This is a genomic window from Myxacorys almedinensis A (genome assembly GCF_010091945.1).
In the GTDB taxonomy this organism is placed as follows: Bacteria; Cyanobacteriota; Cyanobacteriia; order Leptolyngbyales; family Leptolyngbyaceae; genus Myxacorys; species Myxacorys almedinensis.
Genome location: NZ_WVIE01000023.1, coordinates 21,548 through 46,010, shown reverse-complemented (window position 1 = coordinate 46,010; position 24,463 = coordinate 21,548). Strand labels below are relative to the sequence as shown.

Genomic DNA, 24,463 nt, shown 5'->3' with positions numbered 1-24,463 from the left:
TCTTTCACGGCAGTTATGCCGCGACGGGAAAGGGGGTGTCGAACTCACGGTAAATTATTGAGCAACCTGTAGTTCTTCGGCGATCGCAGGTCTGAGTCTCTCAAATTCGTCTCTAAGGATGTCTTTACTCAGGGCTGCCTTGCCTACCGAAGTCCAAGTGCGGCTGGTTATCATCCACTGAAGCAACTGCGATCGCTGGGCTGGAGTGGTCTGTAACGGCAACACATAGGCGCAGTGCTGGGGATCTTCAAGCGCAAAAAACAGAATGTAATACTTCTCTTTATCAATCAGTAACCGTGAAATTTTTTCACCCTGCTCGGTTTTCAGATCGAGGTAACAACGCAACCAGCGAGGATCGGAATCTTTGTGATGAATTTGGTTATACAGCGCCGTGATCCACAAAATCATCGGGTGCGGAGACATTGTACACAAAAAATTCTTGTACAGGCGATTGTAGAGCTTGCCAATCTGAATATTTTCAATCTCTTGCTGAGACAGCATCACCCAAATCGTCGCCAGCGTTTCTCGCTTGGTTTCTAGAATGTGAGGAAACACAATTTGAGCAACAGGCTTATCTTTTGGCCACGTCGTTAGCTGGCACGCCTCATCGGGCGATAGCGCATCAGGGCTGCGAACAGGAGCCACAACGGGGCGTCGGAGTAGTGCTTCACCGATGCGATGGCTAATTTGGCGCGTGGCATTGTAGCGCTGTTCTAGTGGCTCTAGCGCTTTGAGAATATCGGCGATCGTTTGGGGGCGATCGTTAACATCTTTGGCAAGACAACTCATCACCAAATTCTCAAGCATTTTGGGGACTTTGAGACTGGGATTGATCGATTCAAACGTGCGCGGCGGTTGGAAGTGATGGGTTTTATACCAACTGCCGAACGAATGGGTATCGGCTTGAAGCGGCATCTTTCCGGTGAGCATCTCAAACAGCATAACGCCCAAACTGTAAATATCTGATCGCGAGTCGAGTTCGCGCCCTTCCATTTGCTCTGGCGACGAATACGCCAGCGTGCCCATATAAGAACTCGTTTGGCTAACGTCTGCTTGCAACAGTTTGGAAATGCCAAAGTCGAGAATTTTGACCAGTTCTCCAAAGCCCGGATCTTGAGTGACGAGGAGGTTACTCGGCTTAATATCTCGGTGGATAATGGGGTAGGTAGAGCCGTCGATCGTAATGCCTTGGTGAGCGCATTGGATGCCCGCACAAATTTGCCGAGCCAACCCCAAAAACCGAGGCAACGGCAGATTTTGCGACGAAATAATATCGCTGAAGCTACTGCCCTGCAAATATTCCATCACATAGTAGGGCACTTCTTGCTCGTCTACGCCATAGTCCATCACGCGGACGATGTGCATACTTTTGGTGCTCAGCAGGGCACAGGTGCGGGCTTCGCTGCGGAAGCGATCGCGCATTTTTCGAGTCAGCAGGGTTTGCGCCAAAAACTTAATCGCCACAATGACGCCGCCCAGCAACACATCTTCTGCTTTGTACACTTGCCCCATCGCTCCGCGCCCGATCAATTCGATCAGTTGATAGCGATTGGAGAGAAGTTGTCCAATTCTAGGATCTTTGCGGGAGCGGGTCTGCACGGGCGTTTTCGGGGAATAGGAGAATAGGAAAATGAAGAGCAAGAGCGGCAAAGGCGTGACCTCAGTATGGACAGTTCACTTTGTAAAGTAACTGCAAATTCTTGAACGGATCGTTGGCTCTAAGATGAAGAGGCAGTGGATAGGGCAGTGGAGGTTGCCCATAGAGCAGAGGCGCGATCGCAGATCTTAAGCAGTTTCTCTCCCTCCAAGGCAACCTGTACATCCGAGTTTCATCTGTTGTCAACCCCGGTCAACGCCTACCTGTCAACACCTACCTGTTAACACCGCCGGATGAAGCTTAGGCGGGTTGGCGCTCTAGGGTTGCCTCTACCGTATTGGTCAGATAATGCCCGGACAAAACGCTGCTAGAAAGATAATATTTTTTCTCGTTGAGGCGATACAAGGTCTCAAAGCCGCTGCGTCGCTGGCGATCGCCCAATGCCCAGTAGCGTTGCACAATCGATTCTGGCGCAATCCACCCTTCCCCCTCCACGCGACCCAAGAGACTGTGCTGAAGAACAAACGTGTAGCGGCGATCGCCCGCGTCTAGACGCCCTCGGTATTGAAAGCTAATTTCCTCGTGTTCGTCGGCTGGAAACGTTAGTTTTGTCACCATCGTGAACCAGTCATCGCGGCTCCAGGCGATGAGGATTTTGCCTTTCACCAAGATGGGGGTTCCGTCTCGCTCTAGCCAGTTTCCTTGGAGCGTCCAGCGTCCAGATTCCATGAGAAAGGTATGGTTCATGGTGACAGTCCTTGCCGGAGGGATAGGGATGACCTCAGTGGCTCCCCATGCTATCACGTAGGTGTTTTATGGTACGTGGTAAATTTCCCCTAGAAATACGGCGCGGGTGGCTCCGGTGACCTCCGGAAGATTACCGGGAAAGTGGTGATGCCGCCAATAGGCAAGCACCGCGAATGCGATCGCTTCTTTAAAGTCGGCATTCAGCCCGACATCATCGGTGGTTAACACCGTACATTCACTGAGGTGAGTTTGAATGCGCTGTTTCAGATAGGCGTTGCGGCTGCCGCCACCGCAGATCAGCACCTGATCGGGCAGGCGAGGCAGAAAGGTTTTGTAGCTATGAGCGATCGTCGCGGCGGTGAGGTCGGTCAAGGTTGCTAGCAGATCTGCCGCGTTTAGATCACGCGCATCAAGCAGGCATTGTTCTAGGTAGGCTTGCCCAAAGTGCTCTCGCCCGGTGGATTTGGGGGGTGGGGCTTGAAAATAGGCTTGCTGGAGCCAGTGGTCTACCAGGGTGCGATCGGGCGTTCCGGTGGCTGCCCATGCACCGTTGTCATCAAAGGTTTTTTCACCATTCGACAGGTGCTGAACCGCAAGATCGAGCAGCATATTTCCAGGTCCGGTATCCCAACCGAGAATCTTAGTTGAGCGCTCTGAATCTTTAGCCGGAAGATACGTGAGATTCCCGATGCCACCGATGTTTTGAACGCAGCGATCGTAGGTTTGATGTCTAAACAGTGCCGCATCAACCGGAGGAACTAAAGGAGCGCCTTGCCCGCCCAGGGCGATATCAGCGGCTCGAAAATTGCTGACGGTGGGAATTTGGGTCAGATGCGCGATCGCCTCTCCTCGCCCAAGCTGCATACTGTAGCCAAGCTGTAACCCGTTTCTCCGATCGGGAGGGCGATGAAAAACGGTTTGCCCATGAGAGCCGATCAAGTCTGCTTTTGGATGGTGGGCTTGGATAGCGATCGCCGCTTGGGCAAACTGCGCCGCGATGCGATCGTCAAGGTCGGCAAGGTCGGGCATTGAAACTGCTTCGCCTTCACCAACGCCCAAAATTTGCTGCTGCAACGCTGCTGGATAGGGATAAGTCGCCCCTTTGATTAGCTCTGCTTGCAGGTCAAACCCAGAGCCAGAAATTTCCACGAGAGCCGCATCAATGCCATCAACCGAGGTTCCACTGATCAGACCAATAACACGCATAGGACGAGGGAAAAAAGAATTTGTCCCATCATGCCATTCTCTCTATCCCTTGACTTCTTTTTCTGTTGAAATAATGTGGATATCGATATCTTTGAGCAGTCGGAGAAACTGTTGAGTGAGCGATCGTCGGAGAAAGACCTTCCAGCGTGAGTGCTGACTTTCGCCAATCACAATTTGAGTAATCCGATATTTTTTGGCGACATCTGCGATCGCCTGAGCAATATCGCTGCTTGTCTCTTGAATAAATGTGCCGCCAAACTCTTGGCATAAGCGATCGCAGGTTTCGAGGTGCATACTTTCGCTGCGGCTGAGAAAGCGATCGGGATCACGCACAAACACTGCATAGAGAGGCGCGTGGGCGTATCCTGCAATTCGAGCGCCGCGTCGAATCAGTTGTACCGCGTCGGGATAAGTGGAAACGCAGACTAAAATGCGCTCGTGAATATTGCAGAAGTGAGCGGTGGAATAAGTCGTTTGAGTATCTTGTTCAATTCCATCCCCTTCAACGCTATCGGCAACTTCTCGGAGGGCTAACTCCCTCAATGCAATCAGGTTACGGCGTTGGAAGAAATTTTGACGCGCTTGATCAATTTTTTGAGGGGCGTAGATTTTGCCTTCGAGCAATCGATTCTCCAGCGTTTCGGGTGTGACATCAATCACGACAACTTCATCGGCTTCTTCTAGTAAGCGATCGGGGACTCGTTCGCGTACCACAACACCGGTAATGCGAGCCACTAAATCATTTAAGCTCTCTAGATGCTGGATATTGACTGTGGAAAAAACATCAATGCCAGCCCCTAAGATCTCTTCTACATCTTGGTAACGCTTTTCGTGCGGTGATCCGGGGACATTGGTATGGGCAAGCTCATCAACTAGGGCAAGCTGAGGACAACGGGCAATCACAGCGTCGGTGTCCATTTCGGTGAGCATGATGTTAGAGCAGTTCACCGTTTTCCGAGGAATCAATTCAAGTCCGATCGCTTTTTCAGCCGTATCTTGACGCCCGTGCGTTTCGAGCAAGCCAATCACGACATCGGTTCCATCTTGCCGTAATCGGTGCGCCTCTTCTAGCATTCGGTACGTTTTACCGACGCCGGGAGCCATGCCAATAAAGATTTTGTGTTTGCCACGACGAAGCATCATTTGTAATCAGCGATCGTTATAGAAAATTGAGGCGGAGTTATTCTGATCAGGACGCGATCGAACACCTTAAGCATTGCTCTGATCCAACGCCAGATTTAAGCGCAGAACGTTGACGCCAGGTTCACCAAAAATGCCTAAAAAGCGACCTTCTGTGTGTTGAGTGATCAGCAATTCCAGTTTGTTCGCCTCGATGTTGCGGACTCTAGAAATTCTAGCAACCTGCGCTCTGGCTGCCTCGACTGAAATGTGAGGATCAAGACTGGAACCGGAAGTATAGACTAAATCGGCGGTCGGTTGAATGCCTGCTTGCTTCAGACGTTCCACCTCAGATTGAACCCGTTTTTGGAGTTCTGGATTGCTCGGAGCATAGTTACTAGCGCCCGAAACCCCGGTTTTCAGGATGCTGTTGGCATCATTGTTTGGGTCAGCCGTACTGTAGCTAGTCGTGCTAGGGCGACTGTTGAAGTAGCGATCGCTCTCAAATGGCTGTCCGATCAGCGCCGATCCAATCACGGTTCCTCCAGCATTTCTAATCAAGCTGCCATTGGCTTGATTGGAAAAGGCAATTTGTCCAAAACTCAACATTGCAAACGGATACAGGACGGCAGTCAGAATCCACAGGACGAGAGTAGAGCGGATGGCTCTAGAGATATCGCGAGTTAAGCTCATAGCAGTAAACGATAAAAGGACTTAGAACCGTTCGGGCTGAAAGATGACAACGAACAGATAAGCGGCGAGGGCGACGGTGGTGAGGGCGAGGAGTGCGATCGCATAGGATTGAGTTTTGGAGAATGCGCCATCGGTTGCGGCATAAACGGCAGGTGCGGCAACGAGATTGAGACAAAGCAGCAAGAACAGGTAGCGCGGAACCTGTTGCCGACGCCCAGAATCCCAACCAGTAGAGCAAGTTTCACCCACATCAGCGAGCATTGAATTTAAGTTACGGATCATATGAACTCCTAAAGAAAAATTACGCTAGACCAACTGCACTGATGATTATATCGATCAGTTTGACGGCAACAAATGGGGCAATCACTCCACCAATGCCATAGATAAAAATGTTTCGTCGTAGAAGTTGATTGGCGGTCAACGGTCGAAATTGCACGCCTCGCAGCGCTAATGGAATTAGAGCAGGAATGATCAGCGCGTTATAAATCAGAGCAGAAAGAATAGCAGATTGAGGCGTCGAAAGCCGCATAATATTCAATGCTCCAATTCCAGCCGCCGCAAAAATAGTAGGGATAATCGCAAAGTATTTTGCAATATCATTGGCAATGGAGAACGTGGTCAACGCTCCACGGGTAATCAGAAGTTGCTTTCCGATCGTGACTAGATCAATCAGCTTTGTTGGATCAGAATCTAAGTCCACCATGTTCGCGGCTTCTTTGGCGGCTTGAGTACCAGAATTCATTGCCACGCCGACATTCGCTTGAGCGAGGGCAGGCGCATCGTTTGTTCCGTCTCCCGTCATGGCGACCAGCTTACCTTTACTTTGTTCAGCCCGAATTACATCAATTTTGTCTTCGGGAGTCGCTTCTGCAATAAAGTCATCTACTCCAGCTTCACTAGCAATCACAGACGCCGTAATTCGATTATCTCCAGTCAGCATAATTGTGCGGACTCCCATCCGCCGGAGTTGATCAAATCGCTCTCGAATGCCGGGTTTGATGATGTCTTTGAGATAAATGACGCCGTAGAGATCGCCACCATCGCAGACCGCTAACGGAGTGCCACCGAGTCTGGAGACTTTTTCGTAGGCTTGATCTAAGTCGGGCGTGATTGCTCCACTGCGCGATCTAACAAACCCCCGAATCGCATCCACCGCGCCTTTTCGCACCTCGCGATCGTTTGGCAGATCGGTTCCACTCATGCGGGTTCTTGCCGAAAACTCAATCCCTTCGGCTGAGGCGCGATCGAAGTCCACGGTTGCGCCGAGTTGCTGGGCGAGCCGCACGATCGATTTTCCTTCTGGCGTCTCATCAAACACGCTCGCTGCCAGCGACACCTGAGCCACTTCTTGGAGACTGTGCCCATTCACCGGGATAAATTCATCGGCTAGGCGGTTTCCTAACGTGATCGTTCCAGTTTTATCGAGAATTAGAGTACTTACGTCTCCGCAGGCTTCAACAGCGCGTCCTGATGTAGCGACCACATTGAACTGAGCCACGCGATCCATTCCCGCAATCCCGATCGCGCTGAGCAATCCACCAATCGTTGTCGGAATCAATGCGACCAACAATGCAATGAGAGCCGCAATGCTAACCGGAGCCTGAACATACGTCGCGATCGGAGGCAGGGTCGCAATCACGATCAGAAACACTAACGTCAGTACCGCTAACAACACCGTCAGGGCAATTTCGTTCGGCGTTTTCGAGCGTTCCGCCCCTTCAACGAGCGCAATCATGCGATCGATAAATCCTTTCCCCGGATCGGACGTGACCCGCAGCGTCAGTTCGTCTGAAATAATTCGAGTTCCGCCCGTGACTGAACTGGCAATGTCTGTACCCGGTTGTTTCAACACAGGAGCCGATTCCCCGGTGATCGCCGCTTCGTCCACAGAGGCGACGCCTTGAATCACTTCACCATCAGCAGGAATCAGATCTCCGGCAATGACTTTAACCGTATCGCCTTGCCGAAGCGTGGTTGAACTGACCTCTTGAATCGTGCCATCGGGCAGAACTTTACGCGCAACGGTATCTGATTTTGTCGCCCGCAGTGAGTCAGCTTGTGCTTTTCCGCGTCCTTCTGCAACGGCTTCCGCAAAATTGGCGAACACAACTGTGAAAAATAAAATGATCGTAATCAAGCCATTAAACAGACGCGGATTCTCGCCTTGAGCCGTCCCGAAAAGATTGGGATCAAGCGTGACTAGAGCGGTCACGATCGTCCCGATCCACACGACAAACATCACAGGGTTACGAATGGCAACGCGCGGGTTGAGCTTCACAAAGGCATCTCGAATGGCGCGACGATAAATGCCAGACATATTGGCTTTGGGCGTGTGTCGCCGTTGATTGCGCGAACCTCTGGGCTGACGGAGATCAGAAGGATTGGAAGTCATGGGTGGAAGAATAGAAGAGTAAATCAGGACGACGTTAACCGCCGAGCGAGAAGGCTTCTGCGATCGGTCCTAATGCCAAAATCGGAAAGAAGGTCAAGGCTCCCAGAATCAGAATGACGCCTGCCGTGACACCCGTGAACAAGGGAGTATCGGTGCGTAACGTGCCTGCGGTTTCTGGCACGGGCTGTTTGCGAGATAGGCTATCGGCAAGCAACAGCAGGGCAATGATTGGAATGTAGCGTCCACCCAGAAGGGCGACCGAAGCGCTGAGATTCCACCACAATCCGGTCGCTGCGGGTTGAGAATCGGCTAATCCTTCGAGTCCAGAACCGTTATTCGCGGCGGCAGACGCATATTCATAAATCACTTGAGATAAGCCATGAAATCCAGGGTTGCTAATTCCAGCGAATTGATCAGGAAACGCTAAAGCGTTTACCCCAAGGGGGAACTGCAAAGCGATCGCACCTGGAATCAAAATCAAAATTGGATGGACGAGCAACACCATAAAACTCGCCAGAACGACTTCTCGCTTCTCAATTTTGCGTCCTAAGAATTCTGGAGTCCGTCCTACCATCAGTCCGGTGACAAAAACCGCCAAAATTAGATAGACAAAGAGATACGCTGTTCCTGTGCCTTGTCCGCCCCACACAATTTGCAAGAATAGATTTGAGAGCGTCACAAACCCACCCGGAGGCATAAACGAATCAATTAGCGCATTGACAGCGCCGCACATCGTTCCCGTAGTGGTCACGGCAAATAGTGCAGATTGCGCCCAACCAAAGCGGACTTCTTTCCCTTCCAAATTCGGCTGCGGAGTTCCGAGTAATGCATTGATCGTTGGATTACCCCCATATTCTCCGATCGCAGTGATGATCACAAATCCTAGATAAATGGCAAACACCATGCCATAGACGAGCCATGCTTGTTTGCGGTTATTAGCGAAAACGCCGTAGGTATAAATCAGCGAGGTTGGAATGGCAATCATCGCTACAGTTTCAATCAGATTTGTAGCCGCATTGGGATTTTCAAACGGGTGAGCAGAGTTGATCGCAAAGAATCCGCCGCCGTTCTCTCCCAATTCCTTGATGATTTCAAAGTGAGCAACGGGTCCGCGAGCGATCGCTTGAGTCGCGCCTTCTAATGTGGTTGCGATCGCGGCTCCATCCAACGTCTCAGGAACGCCCAGCATCAGCAACAGCACTGCACCGACAATACTGAGCGGCAGCAGAATCCGAGTAATCGATCGGGTCAGATCGACATAGAAATTTCCGAGCGATCGTCCCGTCAATCCACGAATAAAAGCAATTCCCACAGCTAACCCAGTGGCGGCTGAAGTGAACATCAGAAACCCCAGTCCCATCATCTGACTGAAGTAGCTGAACGTCGTCTCACCCGAATAGTGTTGCTGATTGGTATTGGTAACAAACGAGATCGTGGTATGCAGGGCAGTATCCCAAGTCGGAGCGCTCAGCGTTGTGGGATTAAGCGGCAAGAAACCTTGTCCCATAAAGATGAGATACACCAAAATCGCCATGACTAGATTACTAAGCAGGAGCGATCGCGCATACTGCCAACCTGTCATCGATTCTTGGATGTTGATGCCACTGAGTGCATAGATAACTCGTTCAACAGGACGAAGAATCGGATCAAGAAGCGTCCGTTGATGCAAATAAACACGAGCCATGTAGCTGCCTAAAAGTGGCGTTATAGCAACCACGATCGCCAGCGTGAGAGTAATCTGAATCCAGCCTTGAAGCATGGTGGAATTTATGAATTCGATAAGACGATTTTGGCTTTTACAAGAACACCTAGCAATTTACAAAGAGATATAACTTATTCAGACAGGAAGCGTCGATCAGCATATCAGTTGAAATAGGGTGAGACGTTTAGAACCTTTGTATTTCAAGCATTGAACTCTATACTTTCTGATATAGAGTTCACGTCGTAGGAGACGAAAAAGAAACTAACAGGCATCATCAGATTAAAGACTGTTTGTATAAACTCTGTGTTGTTGCTTGAAGCAATCTTCCAATGAACGCTGTTAACTTCTATTCCAAACCTGCAATACGTTGGCTGATCGTTTTTCTATTCGCATTCGCATTGAGCATAGAATATCTGACACCACCAGAATATGTAGTAGGTTATCTTTACATTGGTGGCATTGTGTTGACGAGTAACCATCTTCGTCGTCGTGAAACCTTCTTGATTACGCTAATTGCTGCATTTTTGACGCTTTCTAATCTGTGGTTTCCGGTTTACCAACTCAGCCAAGCTTCTACCATCGTCAATCGCGCGATCGTCGTGATGGCGCTGATTGTAACCAGTGTGATCAGCGATCGCAATCGACACTACCAAGCCGCGATCGCTCAACAGCAACTCCGCCTCCACGCTCAAGAACAGTTAGCGAGTCTCCGCGAAGACTTTGTATCGACGCTGACGCACGATCTCAAAACTCCGCTACTCGGCGCGATAGAAACGCTTAAAGCCATGCAAAGGGCTGAATTTGGAGCGATCACCCCAACTCAGCAGACCGTTTTTACAACGATGCAGCGTAGCCACCAAACCACGCTGCAACTCGTCGAAATGATGTTAGATATTTATCGCAACGATGCAGACGGACTGACGCTGAAGTTACAGCCAATTGAGTTGGGTGCGATCGCGCAAGACGCAATGCTGACGCTGAGAGAATTAGCTGCCGCCCGCCGCGTCCACTTGAGCTTGAATTACAGCGATTCTGGATTTCGACAGTCCTTGTGGGCAATGGGCGATGCGCTGCAACTCCGGCGCGTTTTTTCTAACCTAATTACAAATAGCATTCATCATTCACCAAGAGGGGCAAGTGTCGAAATCTGGTTAGAATCTCGCCCGTCGCATCAAGTTGTCAAGGTCTTAGATGCGGGGCTTGGGGTCGCGCCAGAAGAGTTGCCGCATTTGTTCGAGCGGTTTTATCAAGGACAGAGCGATCGCCAAGCCACCGGATCGGGACTAGGGTTGTACCTTAGTCGGCAGATTATTGAAGCGCACAGTGGTAAGATTTGGGCAGAAAATCGAGTTCCAAACGGGGCAATATTTGCCTTTCGGCTTCCCACTATTTCGCCATGACACCTGACCATGACTGAGAAAATTCTCCGAATTCTACTTGCCGAAGATGATGAGCTATTCCGGTTGGGCTCAAAGATGCGACTTCAACAAGAATCTGGATTGGAGATTGCAGCCGAAGCAGAAGATGGAGAAACGGCGGTAGAACTAGTCAAACAATATCCGCTCGATCTCGTTCTGCTGGATGTTGGACTACCGGGCAGCGGTGGAATCGAAGCCTGTCGTCAGATCAAGCAAGCGGTTCCCGACCTTCCCATTTTGGTGTTAACGTCTCATTCTAAAGCTCACCTGATTGCGCGATTAATCATCGCCGGGGCGCAAGGCTACTGTCTCAAAGGAATCCCGGCTGAGAAGTTAATTTTGGCGGTGCGATCGGTCGCCGCAGGTGCATCCTGGTGGGATCAAACGGCAACTACAGCAATTCAAGCTGCCTTTCAACCCGAGAACTCAGGTTCAGTTAAAGCAGATCAACCCGTCGAGGCAACGTCAACCAACTCTTTAACTCCACATTCAAACCCATTAGAGAATCCTCTTACGCCACGAGAGCAGGAGATTTTGAGGTTGATTGCGCTTGGAAAGTCGAATCATGAGATTGCAGAACTGTTGTACATTACATCGGGTACAGTGCGAGTGCATGTTCATGCGATTTTGCAGAAATTAGAGGTGCGCGATCGCACCCAAGCGGCGGTGCTAGCGATTCAAAAACACCTGGTGAACGTCGGATCTTCTCCGCTCAAGTAACATCAACGTTCAAGTAACGCTGAATTCGGCAATATATCTAAAGATAGGTGTAGTTCAACACAGTAGCCTTTGCAAGGCTCTATCTTTGGAGCCTCGTGAGGGGCTTGGCGAATCAAGTAATCTTGCTCTTCAGGCAATATCTAGGTTGATTGAGCGATCGTGAAATCTTTTCCTGATGCAAAGTTTCTACTGCTCGGAGTTGCTGTTGCCCTAACCACGCTCCACTTGCATCTCGTATGGAGGAGTGAGCATCCTGAACTGTTAGAGCCAAGCTTGCTCTGTTGGGCAGCAGCCTGGTTTGTGGCAGGGCGGCGAGAGTGGGGCAAACTCGACAGCGGGCTTGCAGCCACAAGTTTAGGCATAGTTGCGATCGCATGGATTTTACTCCGGAGCGCTTCGGTTACTGGATACGATTCATTTTTGCGCTTCGCCCCGATCGTTTCAGGATTTGGCTTGGCATTGTTGGCATCTGGCTTTGGGCAACTCAAGCACTATTGGCGCGAATTAGCGATTTTAGGATTCATTGCCATTCCAACCACTAGCCTCATGGCAGCGCTCGATATCTCCCGCCTCACCGCAGACTTTGCCAGCAACTTGCTGTGGTATGGCGGCTACCCGGTGACTCAGCAGGGTGTCAACCTGATCATGCCAACCGGAACGGTAGAGGTTTATCCGGGCTGTTCTGGAATCAGCTTAATTTTTCAGCTATTGACGTTGACATTCATTTTTGTCATGTTGTTTCCGTTGAGCCGCCTACAGTCCGCAGTTTTGCCCATCATTGCAATTAGTATTGGCTTTTTTGTTAACGGTATCCGAGTAGCGCTGATGGCAATTTTGTTCGCTCAGGCAAAGCGAGATGCGTTTGAATACTGGCATTTAGGAACTGGATCACTGATCTTTTCTTTGATCGCTGTAGCATTGCTAGGCGGAGTTTGCTATTACCTGCTAGAGCAGGCAGAACCCTCTGATGTGCAAGAAGGAGCCGAATTGTGAAGCAGTGGGAATCCATTCGCGGCTATCTGCTGGTTGCTACGTTATTGGGAAGTGTTACTGTTTTAGGAAAGCTAATTTTCTTTCCGCAAACTTCATCGCCAGATTTCCCAAAATTCACGTTTCCAACAACAATACCGTTGCGTGAATGGCAGTTTGTGCAAAGCTACGCTATGACCTTGCATCAAGAAACGGCACCTGCATTTGTGACCAGTGTTGATGCTCAAACCTTATCTGGTCGACACTATCAATATTTGCATAACGAAATACCTCTAGCGGTTGAAATGCGCTATTTCGTGGATACCTATCTTCACGTTCCGGCAATTCTTGAAGACTCGACGTTGGCTTCTCGCAAGCCTGACTACACGGTGGTGGAGGTGCCTACCGGGGAATATGCAGTGGTTAAGGAGTTTGGCAAGGTGCATCGCAGTGCTTGCATTACCCAATATGGTGGGACTTCGGTTAGCGATCGCATGTTGCGCCAACGGCAAAATACGTTACCTGTGCTTTCGAGGCGCTTTTTTCCCTGGTTTCTGGGTCAGGCTCCGTTGCGAGATTTGCGTTGCCTGTGGGTGAAGATGGCGATCGATGCGCGGGTCGCAATCGACCAACCCCGCTTGATGGATCATGCCTGGTTAGACTGGGTGCAATGGTGGCAAAAGCATTACCCAGACTAGATTTAGACTGTTTGTGGCGACGTTTTGCCAGGGGTTGGTATTTTTGATGACGTAAGCCTCCAAGGGCTTTGAGTCGTATCAGAAGAACGTTCTAATCGTGATAACGTGAGTTTTGGTTGAGCTTTAAAATCGATGGGTTGGAGTTTTAGCTTTGGCAATGCGACTTTGTTGGTGGTGAACCGGGCTAAACGTGGTTGCCGAAGAAAGTTTTCGCGCCAGTTTTTGCACTAATCGCAATAGCCAACGCTTGATTTTTCTCAACACCCTCGCGAACACTTTCGTTGAAATGATTGGCTGATGTTGCAAAGGTTGCGAAACTGGTTTTGGGGTTGGTCTGATCGACTGCGGTGAGATTGCCACTCGATCAACGGGTAAGCGCGAGGGTGCAGCCATCAATTTGCTCTGTTTGTGAGTGCCTGTTGCACGGCGAAAAAGCGAACTCGTGAATCCTCCATTATCTTCTGAAGAAACTGCATGATCAGGGAAAGGAGGGGGCGGTAATTCGGGTAACTCGTCTGATGGTGGAGGTTCGGCTTCTTCTGAAGGTGGCTGTTGTGAGGGTGATTCTGCTGGAGGTGTTTGTGCTAAAAGCGGTTGCACAACTGTCCCTGCAAGCAAGGGTTGCGGCTGCATTGGAGTGGGCTGTCGAGGGGGGAGCGATCGCGAGGCGATCGATGCAGAGCGTAACTGTGAAGCAACCCCTGGAGACAGCGTTGGCGGATTGTGAGAATCGTAGGCAACCCGCAGATCTGAGACGGTGAGTTGTCCGGGGGTTTCAGCCAGAAAAACGATGGGCAGGGAAATGGAGTCGAGCCGGGATAAGGAGATGGATTCAACCAGCAGGTCTCCCTGATCTTGAGGTTGGATCAGCCGAATCTCAGCCGTAGTGACGCCAGCAGGAACTGTTCCTGTCCACGATCGCAGTGAGAAGTCTGGTGTGTCTAACAGAAGCACGATCGGAGGCGTTGAGATGCCGATCCAGTGAAGTTCTAATCGTGAATGCGATCGCTCTAGGGATGGAGTAGGATGATCGCTCAAATAAGCTGTAATGTGTAGCTCATAGCTCGCTTGGGCAACAACAGGAATGCTCTGGGCAAGAACCGCATCTTCAGGTCCTCTACCGCTCAGAATTTCACCGCGCTCGGTGTTCTCGATCCATCCTCCTAAAAGCTGCCAGCCTGACGGCACATCAGCTTGATCTGAACGGGTGAAGGTGCCGTTATCAATTGCCTCAACCGTGGGCACAAACGACACTGCGCTGAGCCACAATCCACCAAAAGCTGAGCAACTGAAACGAATGTCGGCTTGCGTTGCGGTGGCTGGAGCCGTTACTTTGGCAGTTTGTACCCAAGGAGGACGTTCTTCTCGCTGTAGTCTTGCTGTAATTGCGATCGCATCTCCGTCGGTTTGCAGTTCATCCCCTTTAGCGTTTAACCACACGATCTCCCAGCGTGGTGAAGATGTAGAAGAACCTGTAATCACACCAAATGCAAATTGCAGTAAATAAGTGCATCCAGCCGTGCAATTTATCCGTTGCGAAAGCGTTGCAGCTTGAATGGAAGTCGTGTTTCCCGTCTGCGGTTGTGTAGGAAAACAAAATAGCGGCGTGGGTTGGTTGGGTGCATCGGAGGTATTGAGCAATGTTGGAGATGCCAACACGACGATGACGCGACCTGTGCCGTCTGTGAGTTTCATGCGGTGGACGTGTCCTGCGGTTCCCTGCCACCCTGTCGGAAGCTTGGTACTGCACCAGGGTAAGAGTTCTACGCTGGTGGGTTGGCTAGGGGACAGGCGCGATTGGCTTTGCCAAGCTCCACCGGATCGCACACTTAACACGGTTCTTGGCGGTTCACTGAGTTGAACAGCACTTGCCGCATCTTGCCGCCTGACAGCGGTATTGATGGCTTGAGTAATTTCTGATAATTGAGTGCGGCTGGGGATTTGTCCCGCGCAATCAATGCGGATCGGTTTACCATTATCCAACGCTAGAACAATAAATCGTTCAACACTAAGATTAATGCCTCGACTTAAATCGATCGTGCCTGCGATCGTAGGCGGTTGAGTGTAATAGGTGGAATAGCCTCCGCTGCTCTCGACCCTTGCTGCATCAACCCCAAACAGCTTTCGAGTCGCGTCATCAAGCAGGGGATCGGAAAAATCGCCGTTCACTAACAAATCTCCCGTACCACACGGGGAAGCGGCGGATGAACTGGCAAGATATTGGTTTAGCTCGGCGGCAAAATCGAACTGAAATTCGATGCGTCCGAGGGGTGCAAACTCATCTAGTCGTTGTCGAACGGCTTCAATTCCTTTGCCAATTTGCACCTGAACAGGAACGGTAAATCGATCCGGTAAATTTCGCAGTCGAAACAGGGCAGCAAATGGGGCGGGTTGTTCTGCCAGCGTGGCAACTCGCCAAGAAAATCCGCCATCGGTGCTAGATTGTAGTCCGGGTTCTGTTCCACGATTAATGCTCCAAGACGCTTGCCCAACCAGGCTTTGAAGCACCATCCAATATCGAACATTGGGCAAGACTCGAAACGAATTGGGCAAGGTTGCACTGCCCCAACTGGTCTGATTGGGCAACGGTTTGGCAACTTTTACGTCTGCACTGGTTAAGACTTCACCAGAGGGTTTGCCATCGGCATCGGATTGAATGGCAACCTGCAACCCCGCTAGACCAGGTTTTGTGTTGGCAAGCGATAGGTCGATCGCTGTGACTTCAATTTCCTGCCCAGACTGAAATGGATGCGCCAGCGTTAACTTCGGAGACACGGTGATGGCGCTGATTGGCTCTCGGCTAGGCGTTGCGATCGCATCTTCTCCTACCTGACCGAGGGCGATCCGAGTCGATTGAAATTCTCCTCGGATTTGTGCTTGCGTTTTACCTGCGATCGCAACTGCGTTTCGAGGTAGCGTCACCGTTGTTAATGCCTCATCGATTCCTGGAAGTGTACTAAAGTCATAGGGGATTGTGACTTCTGGTAAATAATCAGGAAGGACACGCTGCTCTAGAATATAGTCGATTTGAAGGTTGATATTCAGACGGGCGATCGTATCCGAATGCACAACAAAGGGAATCACATAAAAGCCATTTTCCGTTGCTGCGTCTACTAGCACAGCATTGAGAATCGCGGCAAAATCAGGGGAAGTTTGCGCGATCGCAGATTCTCCTAACTGCGTCCAAAACGGCGCTAACTGTCCCAATCGGACGCTAAGATTCGTGGGAACTGACCGAACTGTAATCCTCTCAATGGTTGGATTTGTCGTCCCCGTTTGCGTGAGTTTAAAGCGGTTCACAGTGAGGGCAGGAAGCTGACCACTGGCAGGAAATGAAAATGGTGAATCGTCAGAAGATCGGATTGTGCCGCGATCGCTGATATCAACATACGCGCCCCCCAAATCGACCTGCAAGCTTGCCCCTAAAAGTCCATCACCCTGAATGTGAGTCAGCGTGCGACGAGCATGAAAGTCAACTTCCACAAATCCTGTCCCTTCGGTTTTGATCGTGCCCAGAGGATGATCGGTTTGGGTGAAGTCGAGCACTTCTTCAAACGGAGTGCCACTGGATGAAGGAGCCAGGGTGAGCGTTGCCTGGGTGATAGTAGCATCCACAGGTAAACTCCGTAACCATACGGTGCGATCGCCCACAAAAGGGTCGCGATCGCCTAAATATTCAGTGTAGAGTTGCATTGCCACTGACTCCCTATTTACGTTGACGTTTCTGTTGTCTAACCCTTGTCTAAACCTTTAACAGCAGCATTACTTTAAGTTCTTGCCGAATGTTGCGCCGCTCTGATAATTCATTAGTCACGTCAGTGGGATGAACGGGTTCGCTGAGGAGGGTAATTCCCAGCGTGTCGTAGTCGAAGTGAGCAATTTGGATCTGAGTCGGCGCAGGGGTGGGTAACGGCTCCGTGCCAGGAGTCGGTTGAGGTGTGACGACAGGTTCGGGATAATTGATCGTCTTGCGCGGGCGCATTTGTAGCCAAAGATCATCCCAATCTCCCCGGCTCTTCAGTTCTCCCACCGTTTTTGATTCTCGACAACAGCGATCGAACCAAGGAGAATGACAATGCTGATCGTCATCAAAATCATCATTGGGTGGAGTAAAGAACGCCTTCCAAAACTCGGTTTCTAAATCACCCAAACTAGAATTATCGGTATATTTAACGTGATATTGCTCTAGCAAATCCTTGAAGGGCACTTTGTAAGGATGAGTGCCGCCAATGGGTTCGATGGGGATGCTGGTACCGTCTTCGAGCCGAATCCGTTTTTCGCTGGAATGATAGAGATAGAACGTCACCCACTCGGCATAAGGTTTGTTGCCATCTTCAGAACAAACCACCTTAAAATAGTCGAGTTGATAGACATCGACTAGAGGAAAGGCTTTGAGCTTGTGTTCCACGTTTTCTTCTTTGCCAACGTTGAGTTGCTTGAAGACTTGAAGATAGCCTGTTCTGCCCGGAAGCACTTTCAGAACGGAGTCTAGAATGTTAGCCAAAATCTCCTCGAATGTTTTCCCCTGTAGCGTTTGTGCTTCTTCTGCCATTTTCACACTCTTGATTTGATCAATGGCTTGTTTCGTTTGCTCTGAGATATCTGTTTTGACTTTTCGCTGTAACTCATTCCAATCTTCAGCCGTGATTAAATCGCCTGGTTTACGATCAATATAAGGGGTCATATTGGTTGTCATTTGCATTGCTCCTAGTAATCTAATTGTGTAAAACATTCATCACCGCAACCGTTACGAGTCACAGTGGCTTGAATTCCAGCAGCTTTCGCCTGCAAAACTCCGATCGCGCCGGGTTTCAGCAGATCTTCAGCCAGGTCGGGCAGTGTCTCACCTCCTCGGACGACGGCTCTCGCATTTTCAAATCGACTACTGTGATAGAAAATGGATACGTCGTAGAGCGCGGCTCCTGCGGGTCGAGCAGAAACCGCAATGTCGTTGCCCCAGGTTCCCCCTTGGCTGGCTCTCAATTCGATAAATTCCTCGAACCCTTCTTCGGAAAGATAGAGTTTGGCAGGCGTATCTTGAGTTCCAGCTTTGAGGAATTGCGGTTTGCGGAAGGGCAGCTTGACGGCTTGCCAGCCCATAGGCAGTTGGGAGACTTGCTGCGCTTGCAGGAGGTTGGAGGGCAAAATTGGAGGTGTTGCGTCGGGAAGTCCCTGGTTAATCAGGCTCACCAAAGCGTGCGGATCGGTAGCGGGTTCAGTCACCGCTTTTGAGAAGCGTTCTGGCTGATCTTTGACCTGGCTAAAGCGGGCTTCGTTGAACTTGCCCCCAAACCGAGGCGGAAGATCGCTTGGTAAATTAACGACAAAGGCTCCTGCGCGATGGCTGACCCAATTGAAAGTTAGGTCAACGCTCGGATCAGGAAGAGCAGTGGCAGTGGTGAAGACCGCCGCGATTCGCCCAAGGCGCAACTCCGAAGGAACCGCATCCGATGCAGAACTAAAGTGACTCACGTTGAATACACCCCGTTCTGCACAAAATCCGCCTGCAAACCGATTGTGATCGAACCTCGCCTGATTAAACCGACTGCCGTAACACTCTAAATACCGCCAGTGAGAGTTGCCACAGGGCAGGCTTAGTACGGTGTTTTTGGGGAGTTCTTCGGCTCTTACAAGGTTGGATCGGGTAGACCCAGAATTGATCTGTTGAACTAGCGAGTTTATACTGTTTCCAATGCTAACCCCAATGTACTGTTCAATAACAGGAGTGTCAGATTCCGATTCTTGACGCAACACTACATCAAATCGAGGTGCGATCGCACCACTAGGATCAGAAGTAATATGTTCTGTAACAGTGACTGCAATCGGAGCATCCCTCGATCTGGCTCGAAGGACAACAAGATTAGCGGCTGTAGGAGAATTTAGTTGCAGGATTCCGTCGGATAGGTATTTGCTGCCTGCAAATGGGATTTGTGCCTGAGTTCCTTGCACCAACCCGACTAAAATTTGAGAACCCGGCACAGCCCGAACTTCTCCAGTTGCAGACGTGATCATGGCTTGGAGTCCGAATTCCGGGTCTTGGGATAACTTGACGGTTTCCGCGATCGCAAGCACTGTTAAAATGCGAACTTGCCATCCCACCGTTTCATTCACCAGCGTTATCCCGACTGTTCCTTGAGACGTAGTTAATTGAATTTCTGCAACTGTGTCGGTCACGCCATCATTCGTAATTGTCCAACCATTACCATGATGTACAGAAATCTGCTGAGAGAGTTTGACTGGCGGATATTCAATCAGTTCGAGATAGCGCAATGGCAAGATCGCTAAGCTACTTGTCTCACTAGCGGGTGCGCTGAGTTGCAGCCGACCATTCTCTGCTGTACTTGCTAAATTGGAGACGGCTGAATTAATTTTAGTGATAATTTCAGCGAGAGACGTTTTCTCTGGCGTGTTGCCTGCAATGTTGATTTCTGTAAGAGAACCATTAATGCTTAACCGTAGCATCTGGCGTTGGGAGAGATTAACAGGAGAGACCAAATCAACGTTACTGATAATATTCGCAGCTTTTGCAGCAGTTCCTCTCGTAGTGATAGGAACGTTGCCAAATAACAAGTTACGAGCATCTCTTTCCACATCGTTAAACGTTTGAACTTCGAGTTGGGCAATGATACCCGTTGCATTAGAAGTAATGGTTAAAACCGTGCCGTCATGAGTTGCGATCGCAGGTGAAATGGCAGAATTGAGATTTGCCACGATTTGATCGAGTTCGACTCGCTCTAAATCAACCGCGCCAACCGCACAATCCACCACGATCGGAGGAGTTCCTTCAACGGCAATTTCCAAGAACCGAGCGAATCGCAAATCTGCACCATTGCTCAAATCTTGGGTTCCGACTAAACGGGCTGGGGCTGCTGGAGTTTCCTGCCCTCGGTAGATGCCCGGAGCTAGACCAAACAACGTGTCTAGCGCATCGGTTGATTGGGGCGGCTCGAAGGCGATTTGGCTTGTGGTTCCCATGGTGAGCGATCGCAGAACTAAATGTTTGCCATCGTCAGAAACGACGCTAGGAGTGATGCGATCGCGAATGGCATCGACAATCTCTTGCAACACCGCCGCACGAGGTCGCGGAATGCGGGGATGATTGGCAAAATCGATTTCAACAGGTGCTTGATCATCGATTTTCACTCGCAGCAAATTCTGCTGCCGCAAATCGATTCCTCGACTCAGATCAATGTCTCCGATCACCTCGGCACTCGTCGCAGGTGTTCCTACCGCTTGAGCCGCCGTAAAGCCAAACACCACTTGAGCCGCTTCATCAATCACCATTGCCCGTGTGACAAAGCGAGGGGCTGATACCTCAGACGACGGATGATTCCACCAGCTATCGAGATCAGCATAATCATCCGCAATCTGCAATCCCAAAGCCTCGGCTGTCACTCGCAGAATTCCCTGAACCGTTACCGTCCCCTCTAAAAACGTTCGTACATAGCGCTTGAGATGCTCCCGAAATTCCTCAACCCCTTCTAAAATTTCACCCTCTTCATCGCGACGAGGGGCTAACCCATAGAGAGCGGCAAGGCGTTCTAAATCATTCACTACTTCTGCATTGCGATCGGCATGATCGACCCAATGAGAACTCATCACCTCCGCCAACGTATTTTCAGCCGACAACAATTCTCGACCAAACGCATCCACCACCGCATACAAAACGGGCGCTTTAGGGAAGAGGCGAAAGGTTCCGGGAAGGTAGCTCAGAATGCGTTTAGTCTTTGGCATATCACCCCTCCTGTAAGACGATATCAGCGCGTTCAAGATCCAATACAATCCACCAGTTCTGATTCGCGATCGCAGGTGTCACCACGCTAAATTCACCCGCTTCAATCTCGCTATCAGTGGCGCGCTGCCCACTAGCTCCAACGACTAGATTCCGGTTTGGTGTGCGTTTTCCAGTCGGAACGACAAGCGACGGTGCCGATTGAACCACCTGCGCGATCGCGCTTCGAGTCGCTTGCGGATCAGCAGGGGGCGTATTTTGAATCGAATCGAGAATGGCGTCTACCAGCGTTTCGGTGCTGTCGCGTCCCACTTCTGTTTGCCATGCGATCGCATCGACAATGGTGAACGAATCGAGATCTTTAACTTGCTTTAATGCGTTTAACATATCTTTTCCAACCGCAGGCTGACCACTACTTAAACTATTCACATAGCCTTGCAGTGCAGCAATCATTTCATCAACAACTTTAATGTCACCCGTTGCGGTAATATTTGATTTCAGTTTAGCGACAATGCGCGGCTTAAAGAATATATATCGCGCCACAACTAAGGCATGCACGCCAGCAGCGCGAGTTTGTTCGATTTCCGCTCGTAACCCAGCAAATCGCTCTGGCTCACTTTCCACCAACAGCACCACTTTGCCCGGATCAGATCGCTTATCTAAGGCGCTATTGGGGTCAGACACTTCGGCTAAGGCTCCGCGTTGCTCAAAGATCACCTTTGCGATCGCGGCTAACGTTCCTTTACCCAATCCGCGCAGAGCGGCTTTAGCTCGCGATCGTAGGGCAACGTCGGTCTCGTCTTCACCCCCTAAAATCGTCGGCTCAAAGTTTGTGATGCTGGCAATTCCTGCGATCGGTTGAGCCAGCGTATTAATCTCACCCGCATTTACGAGACCTGCGTTGCCTTTCGAGCCTTCCCCCGCCAGAACCGCCAGATCAATTCGGACTTGCCCACGCTGTAACGTGCCTGCCTGCGCGGTTACAAAGGTAATGCCCTGTGCGGTGCGAAGCAGTGTGCCTTCTGGAATCGTGATGTTGCCATCTGTTGCTGCTGGGTCGCGCAAAAAGCTAACTAACCCTTGGGCAAAATCTTTGGTTTTGCGAGTGACACCCAGAATTGCGACGACGAGATCTAATGATTTTCCCGTTGCCGTATCTATAAACCCAGCCAAATACGCTTGGTTGATTTGTTGATAGACCGTAGCAATCTCTCGCCCGATCGCTTCACCAATGGTACGAGTGACACTTCCAACATTGATATCGGTGATCGGTGAGGAACTATTCGTTAAAAAATAATCGACATAAAATACCGTTTCATCATCTGGCAGAGTGCCTTCTTGCTGCCAAATAACAGCATTATCTCGCGCACTAAATACGTAATCGATCGCTTTCTTAAAGGTATACCGCTCTGTTTCTCCAGTTTGTGGATTGGTAATGGTGCTGGTAATGCTGCGAATATCTTGAGCAGGCTTTGCCAAGCGGTAGAGATCGACTTTCACATCAAAGCGAATGGGTTCATTGACAACCCCGCCCACCATTGCCGTGAGAATGTCATCTACTACTTCTGGGTAAGAGCGATCAATCAAGTTAACAGTGTCAGTGTTCACGGGGTGATACCTCTGTCAAGAAAGAAGGGAAAAACGAGATTTAGAGGAGTATCGCTATCAACGGGCGTGAGGGAGATGTGAATATTGACGCGGGTGCGATCGCGAGGATCGGGCGTGACCACTACCGAGCGAACTTCTTTGACTCGTGGTTCTGCTGCTAATGCCTGAAGCACAAAGAGCTTGGCGCGATTGCGATTGGTTTCGCTATTAAGTTCGCCAATCAGTTCAATTAGGCGAGAGCCATAGTTGGGATGTCCTAAAGCCGTGAGTTCTCCCACAGGGGTCAGAAAGCGTAGTAGTAAGGCTTGCCGGAGGTTATCAGCGCCTTGCAGTAGAGCCAGATCAGTTTGGTGGGTTTGCGATCGCACTTGGGTTGACAGATCGTTGTCGCGATCGCGATTGTTCTGGCGTTCTAAGTTACGCAGCAGTTGTAAATCGATCCCCCAACGGTCTTCATTGCGTGCCATGATGTCCTAAGAAATAGAATTTGAAAGGCGTTTGAACTGAATTGTGAATTGCTTTTAAGAAGCGACGATAACCAAAATCTATAAAAGAGATAATGCTGCGTAAAGTTCGAGAAAAACGGTTTTGTAGTCATAAACATCAATACGTTTTTTATAGCTAAAGTGAACGGCTCGTGTCGAGCATTTTCAAAAAATTTATCACCTTATGGTTTACCAAAGTTATTCAATTCCAAGCAGCCAATTTACCCGTTTTGCCGCAGATTTATTTGCGCCCTTTTGCTGTTGCCATCTGCCTTGCAGGAATTGACCCTCCCCCTCAAACCAATCGGTTAATCCTCGCCGTTTTACTGCTCGTGCGATCGCGGCTTGAGACGCAAGGCTTAATTCCCATTGGTACTGCACCGTCATATTCTCTGGGTGGCGACGATAGTAGTAAAGCGGTTGAGCAACGTGCCACACGTCCGTTACCTCTGAAAGCCGCAAACAGAGGTCATAATCTTCAGCATAGTCGAGTGATTGATCAATTCCTCCTGCCTGCTCGAAGGCGGTGCGACGCATTAACCGAAAGTGGAATGTCATGAAATCAAACAGTAATCTATTTCGAGCATACGGGATTTGATGGCATTGTCCATTACCCAACACGGTACCTTTTCTATCCACTAGAATATGATCCGTGTAAACTAACCCAATCTCAGGATATTGCTCCAATACCGTCGCCGTTTCTGCTAGTGCCGTTGGCGCTAACCAATCATCGCTATCAATCCATCCTAAATAAGTACCTTTGGTTTGCGCGATCGCAGCTTTCAGGGCAGGCACTCTTCCTTGATGAGGGGCTGTAACGATTTGCACACGGCGATTTCGAGCGTAATTACGAATCAGAGAAACCGATCCGTCTGTTGAGCCATCATCCCAGATCAGCAACTCAAACTTTTGATAAGTCTGCGATAAAACACTCTCGATCGCGGCTGCTAAAAAACGCTCTCGATTATACGTTGTGATCACAATTGAGATTAAATTTGAAATTGGAATGGACATAACAATCCCCACACTACGGGAAATAGATTACGCTCCCCACTGATCAATGATGAACGGAGCCGCCGGAGGTCCTAAAATGGTCAAAATACCGGGCGGAGTTGGAATGCGATCGCCAACCCGAACGAGCGATCGTCCTCCAACCGTCACGCCAAGACTTCCAGGAGTGCCAATCACCAAGGGATAGGGAACACCCGTTAGGGAATTAACCATCTGACAGATCGAACCCGATGTTGCAAGCGGCAAACCATTCGCTGTAATAAAGGGAGGTAGCACCGTGAGAATAATGCCTGAATCTGGCACTCCTGTCGCTCCAGGCGTAATGATCACAGCCGTACCGATCGTTACGGGAAGTCCGGGCATAGT

General features: G+C 50.1%; 19 protein-coding genes. 4 read left to right on the top strand and 15 right to left on the bottom strand.

Features of this window, described 5'->3' with window-relative positions; all coding sequences use genetic code 11:
• Positions 1–54: 54 nt before the first annotated feature.
• The 8 genes from GS601_RS17365 to kdpA form a co-directional block, all read right to left on the bottom strand.
• Positions 55–1,599 (bottom strand): protein kinase domain-containing protein, encoded by a 1,545-nt coding sequence (locus GS601_RS17365; RefSeq protein ID WP_162424553.1) that lies wholly within the window; start codon positions 1,597–1,599, stop codon positions 55–57.
• Between the two features lie 298 nt (positions 1,600–1,897).
• The gene (locus tag GS601_RS17360) at positions 1,898–2,344 is read right to left on the bottom strand and encodes a hypothetical protein (protein ID WP_162424552.1); all 447 of its coding nucleotides are present in this window, start codon (positions 2,342–2,344) and stop codon (positions 1,898–1,900) included.
• A gap of 66 nt (positions 2,345–2,410) precedes the next feature.
• Positions 2,411–3,550 (bottom strand): anhydro-N-acetylmuramic acid kinase, encoded by a 1,140-nt coding sequence (locus tag GS601_RS17355; protein WP_162424551.1) that lies wholly within the window; start codon positions 3,548–3,550, stop codon positions 2,411–2,413.
• Positions 3,551–3,592: 42 nt separating this feature from the next.
• Complete coding sequence (locus GS601_RS17350) at positions 3,593–4,693, bottom strand: sensor protein KdpD (protein WP_238393343.1); 1,101 nt, start codon at positions 4,691–4,693, stop codon at positions 3,593–3,595.
• 66 nt (positions 4,694–4,759) lie between these two features.
• The gene (kdpC, locus tag GS601_RS17345; RefSeq protein ID WP_162424550.1) at positions 4,760–5,362 is read right to left on the bottom strand and encodes a K(+)-transporting ATPase subunit C; all 603 of its coding nucleotides are present in this window, start codon (positions 5,360–5,362) and stop codon (positions 4,760–4,762) included.
• Positions 5,363–5,383: 21 nt separating this feature from the next.
• The gene (gene kdpF / locus GS601_RS17340) at positions 5,384–5,644 is read right to left on the bottom strand and encodes a K(+)-transporting ATPase subunit F (protein ID WP_162424549.1); all 261 of its coding nucleotides are present in this window, start codon (positions 5,642–5,644) and stop codon (positions 5,384–5,386) included.
• 19 nt (positions 5,645–5,663) lie between these two features.
• Complete coding sequence (gene kdpB / locus GS601_RS17335; protein ID WP_162424548.1) at positions 5,664–7,754, bottom strand: potassium-transporting ATPase subunit KdpB; 2,091 nt, start codon at positions 7,752–7,754, stop codon at positions 5,664–5,666.
• A 34-nt stretch (positions 7,755–7,788) separates the two neighbouring features.
• Entirely contained in the window at positions 7,789–9,513 is a 1,725-nt protein-coding gene (kdpA, locus tag GS601_RS17330; RefSeq protein WP_162424547.1) for a potassium-transporting ATPase subunit KdpA, read from the bottom strand.
• A gap of 341 nt (positions 9,514–9,854) precedes the next feature.
• Here kdpA and GS601_RS17325 point away from each other — a divergent pair, with 341 nt between their 5' ends.
• The 4 genes from GS601_RS17325 (at position 9,855) to GS601_RS17310 (ending at position 13,261) form a co-directional block, all read left to right on the top strand.
• Entirely contained in the window at positions 9,855–10,856 is a 1,002-nt protein-coding gene (locus tag GS601_RS17325; RefSeq protein WP_238393342.1) for a sensor histidine kinase, read from the top strand.
• Positions 10,857–10,865: 9 nt separating this feature from the next.
• Positions 10,866–11,594 carry a response regulator gene (locus tag GS601_RS17320; RefSeq protein ID WP_162424545.1) on the top strand — a complete coding sequence of 243 codons (729 nt, stop codon included), beginning with the start codon at positions 10,866–10,868 and terminating at the stop codon, positions 11,592–11,594.
• Positions 11,595–11,753: 159 nt separating this feature from the next.
• Positions 11,754–12,587 (top strand): cyanoexosortase A, encoded by an 834-nt coding sequence (gene crtA / locus GS601_RS17315; RefSeq protein ID WP_162424544.1) that lies wholly within the window; start codon positions 11,754–11,756, stop codon positions 12,585–12,587.
• Positions 12,584–13,261, top strand: coding sequence for a cyanoexosortase A system-associated protein (locus GS601_RS17310; RefSeq protein WP_162424543.1), 678 nt, complete (start codon positions 12,584–12,586; stop codon positions 13,259–13,261). Before crtA ends, GS601_RS17310 begins: the two co-directional genes overlap by 4 nt.
• Positions 13,262–13,384: 123 nt before the next feature.
• Here GS601_RS17310 and GS601_RS17305 read toward each other — a convergent pair whose 3' ends face one another.
• From GS601_RS17305 to GS601_RS17275, 7 genes are all read right to left on the bottom strand, one after another.
• Complete coding sequence (locus GS601_RS17305) at positions 13,385–16,954, bottom strand: choice-of-anchor R domain-containing protein (protein ID WP_162424542.1); 3,570 nt, start codon at positions 16,952–16,954, stop codon at positions 13,385–13,387.
• Between the two features lie 49 nt (positions 16,955–17,003).
• Positions 17,004–17,957, bottom strand: a complete 954-nt coding sequence (locus GS601_RS17300) for a hypothetical protein (RefSeq protein ID WP_162424541.1) — start codon at positions 17,955–17,957, stop codon at positions 17,004–17,006.
• 11 nt (positions 17,958–17,968) lie between these two features.
• Positions 17,969–20,995: a hypothetical protein gene (locus GS601_RS17295; protein ID WP_162424540.1), complete on the bottom strand. Its 3,027-nt coding sequence runs from the start codon at positions 20,993–20,995 to the stop codon at positions 17,969–17,971.
• A 1-nt stretch (position 20,996) separates the two neighbouring features.
• The gene (locus tag GS601_RS17290; protein ID WP_162424539.1) at positions 20,997–22,601 is read right to left on the bottom strand and encodes a baseplate J/gp47 family protein; all 1,605 of its coding nucleotides are present in this window, start codon (positions 22,599–22,601) and stop codon (positions 20,997–20,999) included.
• Positions 22,598–23,068, bottom strand: a complete 471-nt coding sequence (locus GS601_RS17285) for a GPW/gp25 family protein (RefSeq protein ID WP_162424538.1) — start codon at positions 23,066–23,068, stop codon at positions 22,598–22,600. The genes GS601_RS17290 and GS601_RS17285 overlap by 4 nt, the downstream gene beginning before the upstream one ends.
• 216 nt (positions 23,069–23,284) lie before the next feature.
• Positions 23,285–24,100 carry a glycosyltransferase gene (locus GS601_RS17280; RefSeq protein WP_202925171.1) on the bottom strand — a complete coding sequence of 272 codons (816 nt, stop codon included), beginning with the start codon at positions 24,098–24,100 and terminating at the stop codon, positions 23,285–23,287.
• A gap of 27 nt (positions 24,101–24,127) precedes the next feature.
• Positions 24,128–24,460 (bottom strand): hypothetical protein, encoded by a 333-nt coding sequence (locus GS601_RS17275; RefSeq protein WP_162424537.1) that lies wholly within the window; start codon positions 24,458–24,460, stop codon positions 24,128–24,130.
• Positions 24,461–24,463: the final 3 nt, after the last annotated feature.

What these genes read in the sequence shown, in the direction of transcription:
- GS601_RS17305 (WP_162424542.1), bottom strand. Translation starts at nt 16,954, where the DNA reads ATGCAACTCTACACTGAATATTTAGGCGATCGCGACCCTTTTGTGGGC.
- kdpA (WP_162424547.1), bottom strand. Translation starts at nt 9,513, where the DNA reads ATGCTTCAAGGCTGGATTCAGATTACTCTCACGCTGGCGATCGTGGTT.
- GS601_RS17300 (WP_162424541.1), bottom strand. Translation starts at nt 17,957, where the DNA reads ATGACAACCAATATGACCCCTTATATTGATCGTAAACCAGGCGATTTA.
- kdpB (WP_162424548.1), bottom strand. Translation starts at nt 7,754, where the DNA reads ATGACTTCCAATCCTTCTGATCTCCGTCAGCCCAGAGGTTCGCGCAAT.
- GS601_RS17285 (WP_162424538.1), bottom strand. Translation starts at nt 23,068, where the DNA reads ATGGCACGCAATGAAGACCGTTGGGGGATCGATTTACAACTGCTGCGT.
- GS601_RS17355 (WP_162424551.1), bottom strand. Translation starts at nt 3,550, where the DNA reads ATGCGTGTTATTGGTCTGATCAGTGGAACCTCGGTTGATGGCATTGAT.
- GS601_RS17275 (WP_162424537.1), bottom strand. Translation starts at nt 24,460, where the DNA reads ATGCCCGGACTTCCCGTAACGATCGGTACGGCTGTGATCATTACGCCT.
- GS601_RS17280 (WP_202925171.1), bottom strand. Translation starts at nt 24,100, where the DNA reads ATGTCCATTCCAATTTCAAATTTAATCTCAATTGTGATCACAACGTAT.
- GS601_RS17360 (WP_162424552.1), bottom strand. Translation starts at nt 2,344, where the DNA reads ATGAACCATACCTTTCTCATGGAATCTGGACGCTGGACGCTCCAAGGA.
- GS601_RS17350 (WP_238393343.1), bottom strand. Translation starts at nt 4,693, where the DNA reads ATGATGCTTCGTCGTGGCAAACACAAAATCTTTATTGGCATGGCTCCC.
- GS601_RS17320 (WP_162424545.1), top strand. Translation starts at nt 10,866, where the DNA reads ATGACTGAGAAAATTCTCCGAATTCTACTTGCCGAAGATGATGAGCTA.
- kdpC (WP_162424550.1), bottom strand. Translation starts at nt 5,362, where the DNA reads ATGAGCTTAACTCGCGATATCTCTAGAGCCATCCGCTCTACTCTCGTC.
- GS601_RS17295 (WP_162424540.1), bottom strand. Translation starts at nt 20,995, where the DNA reads ATGCCAAAGACTAAACGCATTCTGAGCTACCTTCCCGGAACCTTTCGC.
- kdpF (WP_162424549.1), bottom strand. Translation starts at nt 5,644, where the DNA reads ATGATCCGTAACTTAAATTCAATGCTCGCTGATGTGGGTGAAACTTGC.